General features: G+C 41.0%; 15 protein-coding genes, 1 tRNA gene and 1 rRNA gene. 14 read left to right on the forward strand and 3 right to left on the reverse strand.

Features of this window, described 5'->3' with window-relative positions; all coding sequences use genetic code 11:
• Positions 1-18 precede the first annotated feature (18 nt).
• The 6 genes from rrf to tsaD all read left to right on the forward strand — a co-directional run bounded on the left by rrf (position 19) and on the right by tsaD (position 2,990).
• Positions 19-134 (forward strand): 5S ribosomal RNA (gene rrf / locus CSV69_RS15630).
• A 27-nt stretch (positions 135-161) separates the two neighbouring features.
• A tRNA-Asp gene (locus CSV69_RS15635) sits at positions 162-237 on the forward strand.
• A 144-nt stretch (positions 238-381) separates the two neighbouring features.
• The gene (tsaE, locus tag CSV69_RS15640) at positions 382-831 is read left to right on the forward strand and encodes a tRNA (adenosine(37)-N6)-threonylcarbamoyltransferase complex ATPase subunit type 1 TsaE (RefSeq protein ID WP_198166241.1); all 450 of its coding nucleotides are present in this window, start codon (positions 382-384) and stop codon (positions 829-831) included.
• Complete coding sequence (gene tsaB, locus CSV69_RS15645; RefSeq protein ID WP_085427341.1) at positions 828-1,529, forward strand: tRNA (adenosine(37)-N6)-threonylcarbamoyltransferase complex dimerization subunit type 1 TsaB; 702 nt, start codon at positions 828-830, stop codon at positions 1,527-1,529. The genes tsaE and tsaB overlap by 4 nt, the downstream gene beginning before the upstream one ends.
• On the forward strand, positions 1,522-1,971 hold the full coding sequence (rimI, locus tag CSV69_RS15650) for a ribosomal protein S18-alanine N-acetyltransferase (RefSeq protein ID WP_085427340.1): 450 nt from the start codon (positions 1,522-1,524) through the stop codon (positions 1,969-1,971). The genes tsaB and rimI overlap by 8 nt, the downstream gene beginning before the upstream one ends.
• A complete protein-coding gene (gene tsaD, locus CSV69_RS15655) occupies positions 1,971-2,990 on the forward strand; it encodes a tRNA (adenosine(37)-N6)-threonylcarbamoyltransferase complex transferase subunit TsaD (RefSeq protein ID WP_085427339.1) in 1,020 nt (339 codons plus the stop codon). The genes rimI and tsaD overlap by 1 nt, the downstream gene beginning before the upstream one ends.
• A gap of 493 nt (positions 2,991-3,483) precedes the next feature.
• On the opposite strand, the gene CSV69_RS15660 is transcribed toward tsaD, so the two are convergent.
• On the reverse strand, positions 3,484-5,409 hold the full coding sequence (locus CSV69_RS15660) for an ABC-F family ATP-binding cassette domain-containing protein (protein WP_099693916.1): 1,926 nt from the start codon (positions 5,407-5,409) through the stop codon (positions 3,484-3,486).
• A gap of 134 nt (positions 5,410-5,543) precedes the next feature.
• On the opposite strand from CSV69_RS15660, the gene CSV69_RS15665 reads away from it, so the two are divergent.
• The 4 genes from CSV69_RS15665 to dacB all read left to right on the forward strand — a co-directional run bounded on the left by CSV69_RS15665 (position 5,544) and on the right by dacB (position 8,908).
• Positions 5,544-6,209, forward strand: coding sequence for a redox-sensing transcriptional repressor Rex (locus CSV69_RS15665; protein WP_085429019.1), 666 nt, complete (start codon positions 5,544-5,546; stop codon positions 6,207-6,209).
• A 63-nt stretch (positions 6,210-6,272) separates the two neighbouring features.
• On the forward strand, positions 6,273-6,464 hold the full coding sequence (locus tag CSV69_RS15670; protein WP_029055052.1) for a twin-arginine translocase TatA/TatE family subunit: 192 nt from the start codon (positions 6,273-6,275) through the stop codon (positions 6,462-6,464).
• Between the two features lie 17 nt (positions 6,465-6,481).
• On the forward strand, positions 6,482-7,285 hold the full coding sequence (gene tatC / locus CSV69_RS15675; RefSeq protein WP_099626011.1) for a twin-arginine translocase subunit TatC: 804 nt from the start codon (positions 6,482-6,484) through the stop codon (positions 7,283-7,285).
• Between the two features lie 132 nt (positions 7,286-7,417).
• On the forward strand, positions 7,418-8,908 hold the full coding sequence (gene dacB / locus CSV69_RS15680) for a D-alanyl-D-alanine carboxypeptidase/D-alanyl-D-alanine endopeptidase (RefSeq protein ID WP_085427336.1): 1,491 nt from the start codon (positions 7,418-7,420) through the stop codon (positions 8,906-8,908).
• 283 nt (positions 8,909-9,191) lie between these two features.
• Here the strand turns inward: dacB and CSV69_RS15685 are convergent, their stop codons facing one another.
• Positions 9,192-9,923 (reverse strand): CPBP family intramembrane glutamic endopeptidase, encoded by a 732-nt coding sequence (locus tag CSV69_RS15685; RefSeq protein ID WP_233192411.1) that lies wholly within the window; start codon positions 9,921-9,923, stop codon positions 9,192-9,194.
• Between the two features lie 195 nt (positions 9,924-10,118).
• Between CSV69_RS15685 and groES the strand changes: the two genes are divergently transcribed.
• From groES to CSV69_RS15705, 4 genes are all read left to right on the forward strand, one after another.
• A complete protein-coding gene (groES, locus tag CSV69_RS15690) occupies positions 10,119-10,403 on the forward strand; it encodes a co-chaperone GroES (RefSeq protein WP_085427334.1) in 285 nt (94 codons plus the stop codon).
• Positions 10,404-10,460: 57 nt separating this feature from the next.
• A complete protein-coding gene (gene groL / locus CSV69_RS15695; RefSeq protein WP_099693918.1) occupies positions 10,461-12,095 on the forward strand; it encodes a chaperonin GroEL in 1,635 nt (544 codons plus the stop codon).
• Positions 12,096-12,190: 95 nt separating this feature from the next.
• Positions 12,191-13,102 carry a tyrosine-type recombinase/integrase gene (locus CSV69_RS15700; RefSeq protein ID WP_099693919.1) on the forward strand — a complete coding sequence of 304 codons (912 nt, stop codon included), beginning with the start codon at positions 12,191-12,193 and terminating at the stop codon, positions 13,100-13,102.
• A 400-nt stretch (positions 13,103-13,502) separates the two neighbouring features.
• On the forward strand, positions 13,503-14,999 hold the full coding sequence (locus CSV69_RS15705) for a DEAD/DEAH box helicase (RefSeq protein WP_099693920.1): 1,497 nt from the start codon (positions 13,503-13,505) through the stop codon (positions 14,997-14,999).
• 1,141 nt (positions 15,000-16,140) lie between these two features.
• Here the strand turns inward: CSV69_RS15705 and CSV69_RS15715 are convergent.
• Positions 16,141-16,299, reverse strand: a 159-nt coding sequence (locus CSV69_RS15715; RefSeq protein WP_158232705.1) for an ATP-binding protein, incomplete at its 5' end; no start/stop codon positions are given.

A 16,299-nucleotide genomic window follows, 5' to 3' on the forward strand; every position in this document is an offset into this window, starting at 1 on the left:
CAAGCTTTACTCAAAGAGTCTAGTAACGATGGCGAAGAGGTCACACCCGTTCCCATACCGAACACGGAAGTTAAGCTCTTCAGCGCCGATGGTAGTTGGGGGTTTCCCCCTGTGAGAGTAGGACGTTGCTAGGCTTTAATTTTTTTTTGTAAATTTCAAGTGGTCCCGTGGTGTAGCGGTTAACATGCCTGCCTGTCACGCAGGAGATCGCGGGTTCGATTCCCGTCGGGACCGCCATATTTTAACATTCCAAAACGATTTCACCTTAACGGGTGTGATCGTTTTTTTAATATGAATAAACATGGCCGTCTTCTTGGCTTTTGTTTTGAAGAGTTTTTCTGTACACTAGTACTATGATAAGAAGAGAAGGGTGAGTTGGCTGTGTGGAAGAAAGAAATCAAGTCAGTAGAAGAGATGGAGAAGCTCGCTGCCGAGATTGGCAAGTATCTTAGACCTCCTGATGTGTTGACGCTTGAAGGCGATCTCGGAGCAGGGAAGACGACGTTCACAAAAGCACTTGCGAAATCGATCGGAATCACACGGACAGTCAGCAGTCCCACTTTTACGATTATCAAGCAGTATGAAGGGGATTATCCTTTCAATCATTTGGATGTATATCGATTAGCCAACAGTGAAGAAGACTTGGGATGGGACGAACTGTTTTATGGGGATGCCATTTCTGTAGTGGAATGGGCGCAATTTATTCAAGAAGAGTTGCCCGAAGATCGTTTGGAATTAATCATCCGCCATACGGGAACCTATTCTCGTGAAGTTGAATGCACGCCAAAAGGTGAACGATTTACACGTATTTGTGAGGAGATTTTTACATGATATGGTTAGGTATAGATACAGCAAACTCACCTCTGTCAGTAGCAATTGTTAAAGATAACGTGTTACTTATTGAAGAGTCGAGCATGATGAAGATTAATCATTCGCTACGTGCGATGCCAGCGGTAGAGGAAGCATGTCGCAAAGCAGATATTACACCGTCTGAAATTGATGCAATTGCAGTCTCTGAAGGTCCAGGGTCGTATACGGGAGTCCGCATTGGCGTGACAATCGCGAAAACACTTGCATGGACGCTAGACAAGCCGCTTTACGGTGTATCGAGCCTGAAGGCCCTAGCAATGAATGGACAACTATTTAATGGCCTTGTTTGTTCTTTAATTGATGCCAGAAGATCTAACGTCTATGCAGGAGTCTATCGTGCAGAAGGTGAAGGATTGGTCAATGTACTTGAAGATCAGCACTGTGCACTTGTAGAGTTACTGGAGAAGTTACAGGAGTATAATGAACCAGTCTTATTCGTTGGAGAAGATGTGAAGCTGCATGAAGCGGTCATTCGTGAACGACTTGGTGGGCTAGCGCATCTAGCTTCATTCGCTTTAAATGTACCGCGCGCTTCTTCTGTTGTTTTATTGGCGCAACGTGCGGATGAACCGGAAACGGTGCATACGTTTACGCCACAGTATAAGCGTATTACGGAAGCGGAAGCGAATTTGGAGAAGAAGGTGCCTTCTCATGAGTAATGAAGTGTTATTTCGGAAGATGACACATGATGACATTGCGGCGGTTGCAGCTATAGAGCTCGAATCATTTGCGACGCCTTGGACCGAAGAGATTTTTGAGCATGAATTGACCGGTAATGCGTATGCTCATTATATTGTAGCGGAATTAGATGGGGAAGTAATTGGGCACTGCGGTATGTGGATCGTTCTAGATGAATGTCATATTACCAATGTCGCTGTACTATCAGCTTATCGTGGAAAAGGGTATGGAGAAGACCTGATGCGTCAGGCTATGGAGTTATGCCGCTTGAATGAAGTAAAGACTATGACGCTTGAAGTACGTGTAAGTAATGAACCGGCACGGACGTTGTATCGTAAGCTAGGTTTTCAAGAAGGCGGAATCAGGAAAAACTATTATACAGACGACCATGAAGATGGGCTCGTCATGTGGGTGGAATTCTAATGAATAAAGATCATTATATTTTAGGTATTGAAACAAGCTGTGATGAAACTGCAGCCTCTGTAGTGAAAAACGGAACGGAAATTGTTTCTTCGATTGTATCGTCACAAATTCAGCAGCAGAAGCAATTCGGCGGTGTGGTGCCAGAAATCGCTTCCCGTCTGCATGTCGAACAAATTACACTGGTGATAGAGGAAGCATTAAAAGAAGCAAAATTAGTACCAAGTGATTTGGAAGCAATTGCTGTAACCGAGGGACCTGGATTAGTAGGAGCTTTGTTGATTGGTATCAATGCTGCAAAGGCTTTTGCATTTGCAAACCAATTACCACTGATAGGTGTGCACCATATTGCAGGACATGTATACGCCAATCAGTTAATGCATGAGATGGAGTTTCCGCTATTGGCGCTGATCGTCTCAGGTGGTCATACAGAGCTCGTTGTTATGAAGTCACATGGTTCATTTGAATTGATCGGTGAAACGCGTGATGATGCGGCAGGTGAGGCGTATGACAAAGTGGCTCGTGTCCTTGGTTTGCCTTATCCAGGAGGTCCTCAAGTGGATCGTTTAGCGTTGGCTAGCGATGAAAGTATCGATTTTCCTCGTGCTTGGTTAGAAAAGGAATCGTATGATTTTAGTTTTAGTGGATTGAAATCCGCGGTTATCAATTATAAGCATAATATTGAGCAAAAAGGCGGGAAGATCAATCACGATCATGTTGCTGCTGGATTTCAGCAGAGTGTCGTGGATGTACTGACGGTCAAAACGGTGAAAGCGGCAAAAGAATATGGTGTGAAGCAAGTGATTGCGGCAGGTGGAGTTGCAGCCAATCAAGGATTGCGAAAATCATTGACTGCAGCGCTTGAACAAGAGGAGATTCCTTTTTATGTACCACCCATTTCCTTATGCACAGATAATGCTGCGATGATTGCGGCAGCTGGTTATGAGATGTGGAAAAGTGGCGTTCGAAGTGATTCTAGTATGAATGGTCGACCTGGAATGCCATTAAAATCATGGAATTAAATAAGATGCACACAGTTTGCTAACTTTCAGCAAATTGTGTGTTTTTTTGTTAGACGAATATTCATTTGTCAATAGAGAACATTCGTACTTATGCACAATTTGTGGATAGATTGTGGGTAACATATGTAACATGTGAATGGTAAGCGTATACATATAGGATAACTATGTGGATTATTAAACAATTAAATGTGGACAACGTGGATAACTATGTTCATATGTGTTCAAATGGGGATTTTCTCTGTGGAAAAGGTTGTGGAGAAATAAATTTGATTTTGAGAAACTTTTTCTAGTTAAAAGTTGAAAAAGGCGAATGATTGATAGAATACGATGGATTATGTCGCGATATGTCGAATGAAGTTGAGGAGTTTTTCGCCAATTCATTGTATTCGTTGTGTCAGGAGTGGGTTGTAATCGCATAGACGAGATACGTAATTTTTGTACATATCCAATCCAAAATAAAAAACGAACTTTCAATTGAAAGTCCGTTTCGTAATTATAGATTTTCTAGTTCATCTTGAAGCATTAGCCACTCTTCTGATTGTTCGTCATGTATAGCTTGAGTTTCATCGATTTGACGTTGAATGTCCATAAGTTCGATATGGTCGTTCGCTAGTTCGGGTTCTAGTAATTTCAATTGTAATGTCTCGATCTCTACATCGAGAGCTTCGAGTTTTTTCTCTATGTCCGTGATTGCCCTAGTTAGTTTACGCTCGTGACGTTGGTTTTCTTTGTTAGCCACTTCTTTTTTGATGATGGGTTCTTTGGCGCGCTGTTCAAGTTGTGTAGCTGCTAAAATTTCCTCTGTTTCTGTTTTCTTCTCAATGTAGTAATCATAGTCACCTAGGTATTCAACTGCACCGTCATCACTCATTTCGATGACTTTGGTTGCGAGTCGATTGATGAAATACCTGTCATGTGACACGAACAGAATGGTTCCTGGAAAGTCGTCAAGCGCATTTTCTAGAATCTCTTTACTGTCGAGATCTAGATGGTTTGTCGGCTCGTCCAAGATTAACGTGTTGGACTTCTCTAACATTAGTTGTGCCAATGAAAGACGAGCTTTCTCTCCGCCTGATAGCGACGTGACGAGTTTTTCTATATCGTCGCCTGTGAACAGGAATCGTCCAAGTAATGAGCGTACATCTTTTTCATTCATCAAAGGCCAGTCATCCCAGATTTCTTGCAAAACGGTGCCAGAACCGATGAGTGTTGCTTGGTTTTGATCATAGTAACCAAATTGGACGTTCGTACCATAGCGGATTTCTCCACCTAGCAGTTCGTTGCGCTTTACTATAGTTTTGAGTAAAGTTGACTTGCCTACACCGTTCGGTCCGACGAATGCCACGCGGTCTCCCTTATAAATTCGCAGATTAATATGCTTTGATACAGGCACTTCGTCATAGCCAATTTTCACATCGTCTAGCGATAGTACATCGTTACCGCTTGGTCGATCGAGCGAGAAGGAGAAGTTGGCGGATTTCTCGTCACCGTCAGGAGAGTCCATCCATTCGCGGCGCTCAAGTTGTTTGCGTCGACTCTTCGCCATTTTGGAAGTGGATGCACGCGCAATATTCTTTTGAATAAATTCTTCGAGTTTCGCACGTTCATCCTTTTCCTGAACAAACAACTTCTGATCACGTTCATAGTTCTTTGCTTTCTCATCTAGGTATGAACTGTAATTTCCGCTGTACTTTGAAACTTTTCGTCGTGATACTTCATATACGGTTGTAACTACTTTATCGAGGAAGTACCTATCATGAGAAACAATTAAAATGGCACCTTCATAGCCCGACAAGTAACGTTCCAGCCAGTTCAGTGTCTCGATGTCCAAGTGGTTCGTCGGTTCATCGAGTATCAACAGGTCCGGCTTGCTCAGCAGCATGCGTGCAAGTGCAAGACGCGTTTTTTGACCGCCTGACAGTAAGTGCACCGGCTTCTCGAAATCGTCGGGATAAAAGCGCATGCCGTGAAGAACAGAACGGGCATCGGCTTCAAACTGATAACCTCCCGCTTCTTTAAAAGCGATTTGAAGCTCATCATACTCGGTCATTACGCGTGCGTAACGATCGGTATCCTCATACACTGCAGGATTCGCCATTTCATGTTCTAACGTACGCAAACGACTTTCTTTTTCACGAAGTGGTGCAAATACTGTCATCACTTCATCCCAAATCGTTAGCTCCGAATCCAGCCCGCTATGCTGTTCAAGATAGCCCATGCGTATATCCTTTGGAATCATAATATCGCCTTCATCCGCGGATAGTTCACCTGCTATTATTTTTAATAATGTCGATTTTCCGGCACCATTTCGTCCGACGAGTGCGACACGATCCCGATGTTGTACTTCGAGACGGACATTCTCCAGTAGATTCGTACCTGAAAAAGACTTGGTCAGTCCATTCACTTGTAAAATAATCAAGTCCCACACCTCTATTCCTTATCAGTTTAATGGAACGGAGCGCACCATGCAATAATCGGCTTTACAATAATCTCGTTGTGCTGTACGATAAAAGCGGCTATACCTTTGTTCATGGGTTGGTCATTGAAGTAACAATGGAGGTTCGGCACAGCGTGAGTAAACCTAGAATTCCACAGGCAACATCTAAACGATTGCCTCTATATTATAGATTTTTGAGAAATTATGCAGACAAAGGCGTACAACGCATATCATCGGGAGAATTAAGTGAAGCGATGAAAATTGATGCGGCGACGATTAGAAGAGACTTTTCCCATTTCGGAGCGCTTGGACGTAAAGGATACGGCTACGACGTTGATTCCTTATTGCAGTTCTTCCGTGAAACCCTTGATCAGGATGAAGAAACCAAAGTTGCTTTAATCGGGGTAGGTAGTCTCGGTAATGCATTCTTGAAATATAATTTTCAGAAGATCCATAACACGAAAATTGTCGTGGCGTTCGATCCGAAAGCACCGCATGATGGAGAATTGAAGAACGATATTCCTATCTATCCGCCTGATCGTATCGAGGAGAAAATTAAAGAACTGGGCATTGAAATGGTGATATTGACTGTTCCATCACGCGTTGCACAGGAATTGACAGACCGTCTTGCTACAACAGGCGTGAAGGGGATTTTAAATTTCACACCTGAACGTTTAGCGGTACCAGATACAATCCGCATCCAGACCATTGACTTGTCCGTAGAGTTGCAAACATTGATTTATCTCATTAAAACAGACGTAAAAGATTCACAAATTACATAACACTGTGATAGTAAAATCATAGGTTTTCATGTAGAATAGACATATTATGAGGAGGTGGCCAACATGGCTCCAGGTATCGGAAGTTTACTGATTATCGCTGTGATTGCATTGCTTATATTTGGTCCTAAGAAATTACCTGAAATCGGTAAAGCGTTCGGTTCTTCATTGCGCGAGTTCAAAAACGCAACTAAAGGCCTTACAGACGACGAAGATGACGTAAAAAAGGTTGAAGACAAGAAAGAAGAAGTGCGCTGAGTTAGGGTGTTATTCTGATGGCAGATAAAGACTTAACAATCATTGAACATATAGATGAAGTTCGAAAACGGCTGATGGTAATCGTCGTTTTCTTTATTGTTGGGGCAATTGGCAGTTTCTTCTTAGCGAAGCCGCTGATCAATTTTATACAATTCGATACACCGGCTGAACAAGTCACATTAAATGCATTTAACGTCGTAGATCCAGTCGTGATCTATTTGAAGGTTATAGTATTTCTTGCGATTGTTATTATTTCACCGGTCATCATGTATCAATTTTGGGCCTTTATTTCACCAGGTCTTCGTGACTTAGAACGACGTGTCACGCTATCGTATATACCGTTTGCTTTTCTCCTGTTTTTAGCAGGAATTAGTTTCTCTTACTTTGTATTGCTACCGTACGTGATGAAATTCATGATTAATCTGTCAGGTCAATTGAACATTGAGCAGACAATCGGTATCAATGAGTATTTTTCTTTTTTATTCTCACTACTATTGCCGTTTGGTTTTGTCTTTCAATTACCGATCGTCATATTGTTTTTATCCCGTCTCGGTGTGTTGCAACCTAAAGTACTTGTTAAAATACGGAAGGTTGCGTACTTTGTTCTATTCGTACTTGCTGCGTTCATTACACCACCGGACATTGTATCGCATTTATTCACCACGGTTCCGCTATTCATCTTATATGAGATCAGTATCGTGATTTCACGTCTAGGCTACAGGAAGTTTGAGAAGTCCGAACGACTGCGCCAGATGGAAGAAGTGAAGGCAGAGCAACAGCGTCAAATTGACGAAGTGCTGAATAAAACAGATGATAACTAAACCACACAAATCCTCTTGCTCACGCAGGAGGATTTTTACGTTTACATAATAAAGGTCGGAGATGGGTTCATTTACCAGTAGCCCTATGGTAAACTATCTAAGAATAGAATGAGTAGGGGGAAATGAAATCTAGTGAACAGCAAAAAGACTCCAAACAGATGGAGCAAGTGGTTGTTAGGTGCAATGTTGCTTATGGCGAGTGTTACGACTCCTGTTGCAGGCGTTCAAGTTGCTGCTGCACAGCAGTCTTATAAAGCGATGGAAGTCGGTATCAATCAAGTTATTACTAGTCAACGTATGCGTGGTACACGAAGCAGTGTCGTCGTACGTGAAGCAAATACGAATCGTATTATCTATCAATATCGTGGCAATCAAGGAGTTACACCTGCCTCGAATGTTAAAGTGTTAACAAGTACAGCGGCTCTTGAAGTGCTCGGTAAAGACTATACATTCGACACAGATGTCTTGACGAACGGCACGATAAAAAACGGTGTTCTTGACGGTCATCTTTATTTACGCGGGACAGGAGATCCGACATTACTAGAATCTGATTTACTCCGTCTAGCAAGACAAATGCGGGAATCAGGAATTCATACAGTAACCGGACATATTGTGGCGGACGATACGTGGTTTGACACGCAGCGTCTATCACCAGGTATTTATAAATCAGATGAAACGTATTACTATGCAGCACAAATTTCGGCACTGACGATTTCACCAAATAAAGATTACGATGCAGGTACGACAATTGTTGAAGCGAAGCCGACAAGAAATGGTAAAGCGGGAGCGGTCACATTGACTCCACATACGGACATCGTAAAAGTAGTCAACCGCACACGGACAGTACCGAAAAATCAACGCAACACGGTAACAATGAGTCGTCAACAAGGTACGAATACGATCATTGTTTCAGGAAACGTACCACTTAACTCAAATGGTAAGCGTCAATGGGTAACGGTATCGAATCCGACCGCCTATACAGCAGACGTTTTCAAACGCGCACTGGCCAAAGAAGGCATCAAGCTTCAGCCAACAGCACGTGTCACACGTGGCAAGACACCTGCAAACGCAGAATTACTTGCAAAGAAAGAATCGATGTCACTGTTTTATTTAATGATGCCATTTATGAAATACAGCAACAACTCCCATGCGGAAATCTTGGCAAAATCCATGGGTCGCGCAGTATATAATGACGGGAGTTGGAATGCCGGCTTGCGTGTTGTTAGGGAAACGTTAGAAAAGGATGGTATTAGTACAAAGGGAATTTATCTAGAGGACGGTTCAGGTATGTCTCATAAGAATAAAATTCCATCCGAGAAGATTGCGGAAGTATTATATGCAGCTCAGTCCAAAGATTGGTATACGGCATTTGAGCGTTCACTGCCCATTGCTGGCGTCAATGATCGCATGCTTGGAGGAACGTTGCGCAACCGTCTGACAAGCCCTGTAGTCAAGGGCAAAGTATACGCGAAGACAGGCTCTCTGAATGGCACAGATTCATTGTCTGGCTATGTAAAGACGAAGGGTGGACAAGAGTTGATCTTCAGTATTTTGACAGAGAATGTTAAAGGAACAGCTAGGCCTGATATTGATAAGATGGTTCAGGTTATGGCGGCGCAGTAAGAAGTAGTAAGTGTGCACTTGGTTTACGGTTTTGGGATTGTGAGTATAGGATGATTTTCTCACTTACTATAATTAGAAAAGATGCTAGTTGATCGGAGTGGAAGGCGGCGACTCCAGCGGGAATAGCGCGAGCTGAAAGCCCCGCAGGAACGTAGTGACGAGGAGATTGAAGCCGTGCCCGCGGAACGCGTCCGCCTGGAGCGCAGATTAACGGTGCCTTCACACTCACCGAATTCTCAACATACCCACAGTAAAAAATCTCCCCATTGTCGGGGAGATTTTTTTATTGCAGGAATAATATGATACCCTGCTGCATATCTTGTAATTGTTGCAGCTTATCCGCATTCCATTGCACGACAGTGACGAAACTGTTCATCAGGAAATGGGCAATCATCGGGGTTAGCAGTCGCTTAGTCTTATAGTAGACGAATGCGAACGCAAGACCCGGCATCAAGTACATCAACAAATGCTGTAGCTCATTATGTACAGCAGCGAAGACGATGGCGCTGACAATCGCAGCGACCCAGAAGTTTGTCTTGTTGTACAAGCCACCGAAGATAATCCGACGGAACACGACTTCTTCAAGAAACGGTGCAAACAACACCATGGCAAAGATGATGATTGGCGCTGTCTTTGCGATGTTCGACAGTAACTCCGTATTCTCGGAGCCTGCAGTTACACCGAACATGGACTCAATCGCAGCACCAATAATCTGTCCAGCCATCGCGAGGAAGAAACCAAGTATTCCCCATAGCAGGACGTTTCCGAAACCGGATGGCTTTCCTTTAAACACGGGTAAGAACTTTTTATTTCGTAATAGAATCGCAGCAACTATGAGTGCAGCGATACCTTGCGTGATAAATAACGTCCATGCGAATCCTTGCGACAAAGCTTCTGCTTTGGACAAGTTTTTGCCAGTGAAGTAAACAATTAATTCAGGGGCAAGAAAAATGCTGCCGATCTGCAGCAACACATATGAGACGAAGATCATCAGAGCAACTATCCAGTTTTTCACGGTGCACAACCTTTCTTCCATACATGATGAATAGTTTAACGCGAAAAAAGACGTTTGGCAAAAGAAGAAAATGTCGAACGCTTTTACTTGCAATTATGTGTGAAATTCTTTAATATAAGAGTTGTGTTAGCACTCGTTGTAAGTGAGTGCTAAGAAAAATAAAAACTACCCATTATCTCGAGGAGGTTGTTTCATTTGTTGAAACCACTAGGTGACCGTATCATTATCGAATTAATCGAAGCAGAAGAAAAAACATCAAGCGGTATTGTTCTACCGGACTCTGCACAAGAAAAGCCACAAGAAGGTAAAGTAATCGCTGCTGGTACAGGCCGTGTTCTTGAGAACGGACAGCGTGTCGAGCTTGAAGTAACTGAAGGCGACCGCATCATCTTCTCTAAATACGCAGGCACTGAAGTGAAGTATGAAGGTACTGAATACTTGATCCTTCGTGAAAGCGATATTCTTGCAATTATTGGCTAATTAATTAAAACGTAAACGTAGTAGACAAATAGAAAATTCTGGAGGGTATCAAATACAATGGCTAAAGAACTTAAATTTAACGAAGATGCACGTTCCGCAATGCTCCGCGGTGTAGATACACTAGCAGACGCTGTAAAAGTAACACTTGGGCCAAAGGGTCGTAACGTCGTACTTGAGCGCAAATTCGGTTCACCACTGATTACAAATGATGGTGTAACAATTGCAAAAGAAATTGAGCTTGAAAATGCATTCGAAAACATGGGCGCAAAGCTAGTAGCAGAAGTTGCATCTAAAACAAATGACATCGCAGGCGACGGAACAACAACAGCAACAGTCCTTGCACAAGCAATGATCCGTGAAGGTTTGAAGAACGTAACAGCTGGCGCAAACCCAGTCGGTATCCGTAAAGGAATCGAAAAAGCGGTAATCGCAGCAGTTGAAGGCCTTCAAAGTGTTTCCGATGAAATCGAAACTAGACAAGAAATCGCACAAGTTGCGGCTATCTCTTCTGGAGATGAAGAAGTCGGTGAGTTGATTTCACAAGCAATGGAGCGTGTGGGTAACGATGGTGTTATCACAATCGAAGAATCCAAAGGCTTCGTAACAGAGCTGGATGTAGTAGAAGGTATGCAATTCGACCGTGGCTACGCATCTGCTTATATGGCAACAGATACAGACAAAATGGAAGCAGTGCTTGATAATCCATACGTCTTGATTACAGATAAGAAAATTAATAACATCCAGGAAATCCTTCCTGTGCTTGAACAAGTTGTTCAGCAAGGTAAGCCATTGTTGATTATCGCTGAAGATGTTGAAGGTGAAGCTCTAGCTACACTAGTTGTTAACAAACTTCGCGGTACATTCAATGCGGTAGCGGTTAAAGCTCCTGGCTTCGGTGATCGCCGTAAAGCTATGCTTGAAGACATCGCAATCCTAACTGGTGGACAGGTAATCACAGAAGATCTAGGACTTGATCTGAAATCTGCTGACCTTACATCACTAGGACGCGCAGCGAAGATTGTAGTTACAAAAGACAATACAACAATCGTAGAAGGTAGCGGTGACGCAGGTTCTATCGAATCACGTGTTGGCCAAATCCGTTCACAATTGGAAGAAACTACTTCTGAATTCGACAAAGAAAAATTGCAAGAACGTTTAGCTAAACTAGCTGGCGGTGTAGCAGTTATCAAAGTTGGAGCTGCAACTGAAACAGAGTTGAAAGAGCGTAAACTTCGTATCGAAGACGCATTGAACTCTACACGTGCAGCAGTTGAAGAAGGAATCGTATCTGGTGGCGGTACTGCACTAGTTAACGTCTACAAGAAAGTAGAAGCATTACTTGAAGATACTGAAGGCGACGTAGCAACGGGTATCAAAATTGTACTTCGTGCACTTGAAGAGCCAGTACGTCAAATCGCAACAAACGCAGGCCTTGAAGGTTCTATCGTCGTAGATCGCTTGAAGCGCGAAGAAGTCGGCGTAGGCTTTAACGCAGCAGAAGGCACATGGGTTAACATGGTAGAAGCGGGTATCGTGGATCCAACGAAAGTAACTCGTTCCGCACTACAAAACGCAGCATCTGTAGCAGCTATGTTCTTGACTACTGAAGCTGTTGTTGCAGACCTACCAGAACCAGCAGGTGGCGGTATGCCTGATATGGGCGGTATGGGTGGAATGGGCGGCATGATGTAAGGAAAACTCATGCTGTTTTGTGAAGCTGTCTCGTTCATAATTAATTAGTATAGGAATAACCACTTCTCAGAAAAATTGGAGAGGTGGTTATTTTTATGCTTTTGAAATTTGCATATCAAGATTTTTTAGCAGACAGAAAGTTTAAGAACACAACGCAAGTGAACATTGGAAACTATGAGAGGACGCTAGGGCTGTTTATCGACTATTGCCTTGAACGTGGTGTCATTAACATTGAAGAGGTATCACAAAGTCATGTGCGCGGTTACCTAGTGGATTGTCAGGAGAGAGGTAATAAGCCAAGTACAATTAATACAAAAATTATGAGAATTCGAGCATTTTTCAATTACTTAATCGAAGAAAAAATAGTTAGTGAAAACGTAGCTCATAAAGTTAAATTACAGACGGACGATGTAAAGATTGATGTGTTTACTGATGAGCAAATATATCAAATGTTAGCTTACTATCGAAGTTTGAGACGCAAGGAGAAGAGTTACTTCAGTTACCGAGGCTATTTGTTAATCATGCTGCTACTAGGAACTGGAGTGAGACGTAAAGAGGCAATAAATCTCAAGTGGTCAGATATTGATATGCCTAATGTAACGATGAGTGTTCACGGAAAGAATCGTCAATATGAAACTGTATTCATAACTGAAAAGCTAGTTAAAGAACTATCAGTATACAAGGTGTTTTGTAAGAACTTCTTTGGTGTGGAGAACGAGTATGTGTTTCTGAACCGTGATAACACCCCTATGACAGACAACTCTATTATGTTGGTGTTTAAGAACCTACAAAACCATATGAACTTTAAGGATGTCCGAGTGAGTCCACATACTTTTAGACATACATTTTGTCATAGACTAGCAATGAGCGGCATGTCTGCATTTGCAATACAGAAGATGATGCGACACAAGAATATAAATGTAACAATGCGTTATGTTGCTATGTGGGGGAATGAATTGAAAGAGCAAAACGATAAGCACAATCCGTTGAACAATTTGGATATATAAACTACTAAAGGAGACATTAATCTACACCTACACAGTATCCCGATTCGGACGTTGTAAAAATAGCGAAGAATTTAAGGGAGTATCTATAAATTTTAGTGGCTGTCTATGTCATAGGCTCAAGATTACTTGTGTCTTTGATATAGGCAGTTTTTGTATTCCTAATGTATAAAAACGAATAATTATTAGTGTTGTGAGTACTAATGTTCGTATTTTTGTTGATTTATGTGTAATTTCATAATATAATATATAGATAATTAGAAAGCGGAGTGTTTTTGGCACTTAAGTATAAAAATAGTAGGGGTATCAAAAGGTTCTAGAATTATTGTTGCCTAAACAGTTAATTTGAGTGTGAGCTAATGCTTGCACTCTTTTTTATTTCAAAGAAAAAAGGAGTTTAATTATGCTAAATAACCAAATTAAACACACAATTACTGATGAGATTGGCGACAGTTATCAACTGTGGCAAAAGGGCGATATTGTAGACATTTCGGGTGGAACAGGGAGTGGTAAAAGTTATTTTGTACGAGAAACATTGGCGGAGTATGCCAAACGAAATGGTGAACTGATTCTTTACCTAGTACCTAGGGTTAAATTGAAAGAGCAAATTGAAGCTACTCTTGAAGAAGAGGGCATTACAAATATAACCGTGAAGATGTATCAAAGTATTGAGGTTATTTGTAAGGCACATGGTGGTAACAATGAATGGCTAAATGCTTACAAATATGTAGTATGTGATGAGTCACACTACTTTTTAGGTGATTCACAATTCAACCACTATACTGATATGTCATTGACACATGTTTTATCAGCTACTAATGCTATTACATTGCTTTTAAGCGCAACTGGTGAAGCTACTATAAGTTTTATTGAAAAGTTCTATAAAGAGAGAAAGCTAATTCGATACAGCTTAATACATGATTATAGTTATGTTCAAAAAATGTCAGCATATCAGTCTGATGAATATTTATGTGAAGCAATGGATTGGTTACTAAAAAACAATCGTAAGACATTGGTATTTATTCAAAGTGCTAGGAAGGCGTATGACATATTTAAGAAGTATGAAAAGTATGCAACGTTTGTTTGTGGAGAGCAGAGTGATTACCATGAGTTTGTTGATAAATGTAAAGTGGATACTATTATAAATAGCTCAACATTCGATTCTCTATTTTTAATTGCGACTTCAGTATTAGATGTAGGCGTCGATATCAAAGATAATAGCATTAATCACATTATAATTGATATGTTAGATACGGATACATTTATCCAGTGCTTGGGTAGAAAAAGGTTGTCTCGTAATATAGAAGAGAAGGTCAATCTGTTGTTCAGAAATTATACCAATCAACAAATAAATGGATATGCTAGTATGGAAGCTGAACGAGTAGAAGCGGGAAAACTCTTTTATGGCGCTTCTATTGAATCTGATAATAAAGTTAAAAGGCGAAGAGGAATGAGCGACATATTCTATATGGATGCTTCTGGGGAAGTCAAAGTAAACAATATGAAGTATATAAAATCAGCAACTAATTTAAGAAGATATAGACGCTATGTACAACAGCCCCAAGGTTATTTAAAAGAAATTGTTAACCTATTGAACTACCAAGATAAGGTATATATACATGATTTTCTAGAAGACAGAAAAAGGAAGTTATCAATTTTAAAGAAATACGTTGATGTTGAATTTTATTCATCTTCAGAAGCAAAAGTAGTATTAGAAGAATTAAAGTTGAAGAATCCTAGTACTAAAAAAGTAGTGAAAGACTTTGCAGTTGCTAACAGAATATTATCAGATGAAGGATATCGGTTTGAATTTATAAATTACAAAGGTTATGTAACAGATACAAATGGAAAGAAGAAGCAGACTAGAATTTACACTTTAAAAGAGTTTGAGACAAAATAGACACTATCCTTAATAAGCACATGGTTCATTTTGTCTTAGGGTTTGATGGTAGAGTATATTATCTCGTCGAGGGGTTTGGGGACGGACGAAAAGTGTGTTTTTCGAATTGAATTTATCGGGAGCGAAGCGGGAGATAAAACAATTCAAAAATCGCAACGTCCCCAAGAACTTTATAAAGTAATACAAATTAATTGAAAGAGCTTAGTCATAGCTGATATAAAGTGTGATGCAAAGTTTTATCATTTCAATATTGAGCATGTCACAAATAATATTCGTACCATGCTCCTAGAACCATTTAACGTGCCTATAGCACCTTAGAGTAGAAGAATCATTTTGTAGAGGTTATCTAATCGTGGTTACGGGGGGTCTATGGAGGAGGTATAACAAAAAGGGCTTGTATGCAGCTCTTCATACAAGCCCTTTAAAGAATAAATCATCCAATAGCAATCCAGTTATTACCTTTTTGGTTGAAAGTTAATTGAACATCAGAGATACTTAGTTGTTTGCAAATGACATTGACGATGAACTCTAGTAGCTCTTCACGAGTGAGATTTACTCTTGGGGCGTAGTCAACTATAAGGGTAATCAGAGAATTTAAACTGCAAACTTGATTCCCTTTCTTTTCATGGCTGTTGCAGACAATTGAATACATAAGTATCATTCCTGCCATAGTTTTAATCAAACTTAAATTAGTGCTTCTATCGTGACCACAATGGAGTCCATTGGAATCTACATAGGGATACATATTCATTCCCCATTCTTAATGGTTGAAATCTCTAGCGATTATAAATGGCACTACAAAGTATTGGAAATTGGTAGATGTGTAATGTAAGAAGTTTATTGTTATCATAAACGATGCGATAAGCTCAGTGGCTACAACTTTAACCTGGGGTTAATGTTACACCTATATCAATCAGGGCAACCATAATAGGCTTGTAGAAGTTTCTGCCAAGCTTGTGAGTCTGTTGTGATGACATAGTGGACTAGGCATCTGCATAACAGCCATGTAGTCTATGACTTCCTATTGCCTAAGGACTCCTAATGGTCTGAATAGCAGTGATATAAGTGTAACCGTCAAGTAGAATTCAACAGTTTTCGATAAATAACTTTCAACAGTTTTCATCAATTAAGACTCAACACTTCATTCTGTAAAAAGGGTTTTTCTATATTTCATCCGAATGCTATCCTGCTCTTCACTAAATGTAAGAATTTCGCTGCGATGAAGAAGACGATCTAGGATTGCAGTAGTCAGAGTTGGGTCACCCAAGAACTTTCCCCATTCACCTGGCCCCTTATTTGA

This window comes from Sporosarcina sp. P26b (genome assembly GCF_002743245.1).
Taxonomy (GTDB): domain Bacteria; phylum Bacillota; class Bacilli; order Bacillales_A; family Planococcaceae; genus Sporosarcina; species Sporosarcina ureae_C.

Coding starts and splice junctions, on each gene's coding strand:
- CSV69_RS15705 (WP_099693920.1), top strand. CDS start 13,503: ATGCTAAATAACCAAATTAAACACACAATTACTGATGAGATTGGCGAC.
- CSV69_RS15665 (WP_085429019.1), top strand. CDS start 5,544: ATGGAGGTTCGGCACAGCGTGAGTAAACCTAGAATTCCACAGGCAACA.
- CSV69_RS15670 (WP_029055052.1), top strand. CDS start 6,273: ATGGCTCCAGGTATCGGAAGTTTACTGATTATCGCTGTGATTGCATTG.
- tatC (WP_099626011.1), top strand. CDS start 6,482: ATGGCAGATAAAGACTTAACAATCATTGAACATATAGATGAAGTTCGA.
- rimI (WP_085427340.1), top strand. CDS start 1,522: ATGAGTAATGAAGTGTTATTTCGGAAGATGACACATGATGACATTGCG.
- CSV69_RS15700 (WP_099693919.1), top strand. CDS start 12,191: ATGCTTTTGAAATTTGCATATCAAGATTTTTTAGCAGACAGAAAGTTT.
- tsaB (WP_085427341.1), top strand. CDS start 828: ATGATATGGTTAGGTATAGATACAGCAAACTCACCTCTGTCAGTAGCA.
- groL (WP_099693918.1), top strand. CDS start 10,461: ATGGCTAAAGAACTTAAATTTAACGAAGATGCACGTTCCGCAATGCTC.
- tsaD (WP_085427339.1), top strand. CDS start 1,971: ATGAATAAAGATCATTATATTTTAGGTATTGAAACAAGCTGTGATGAA.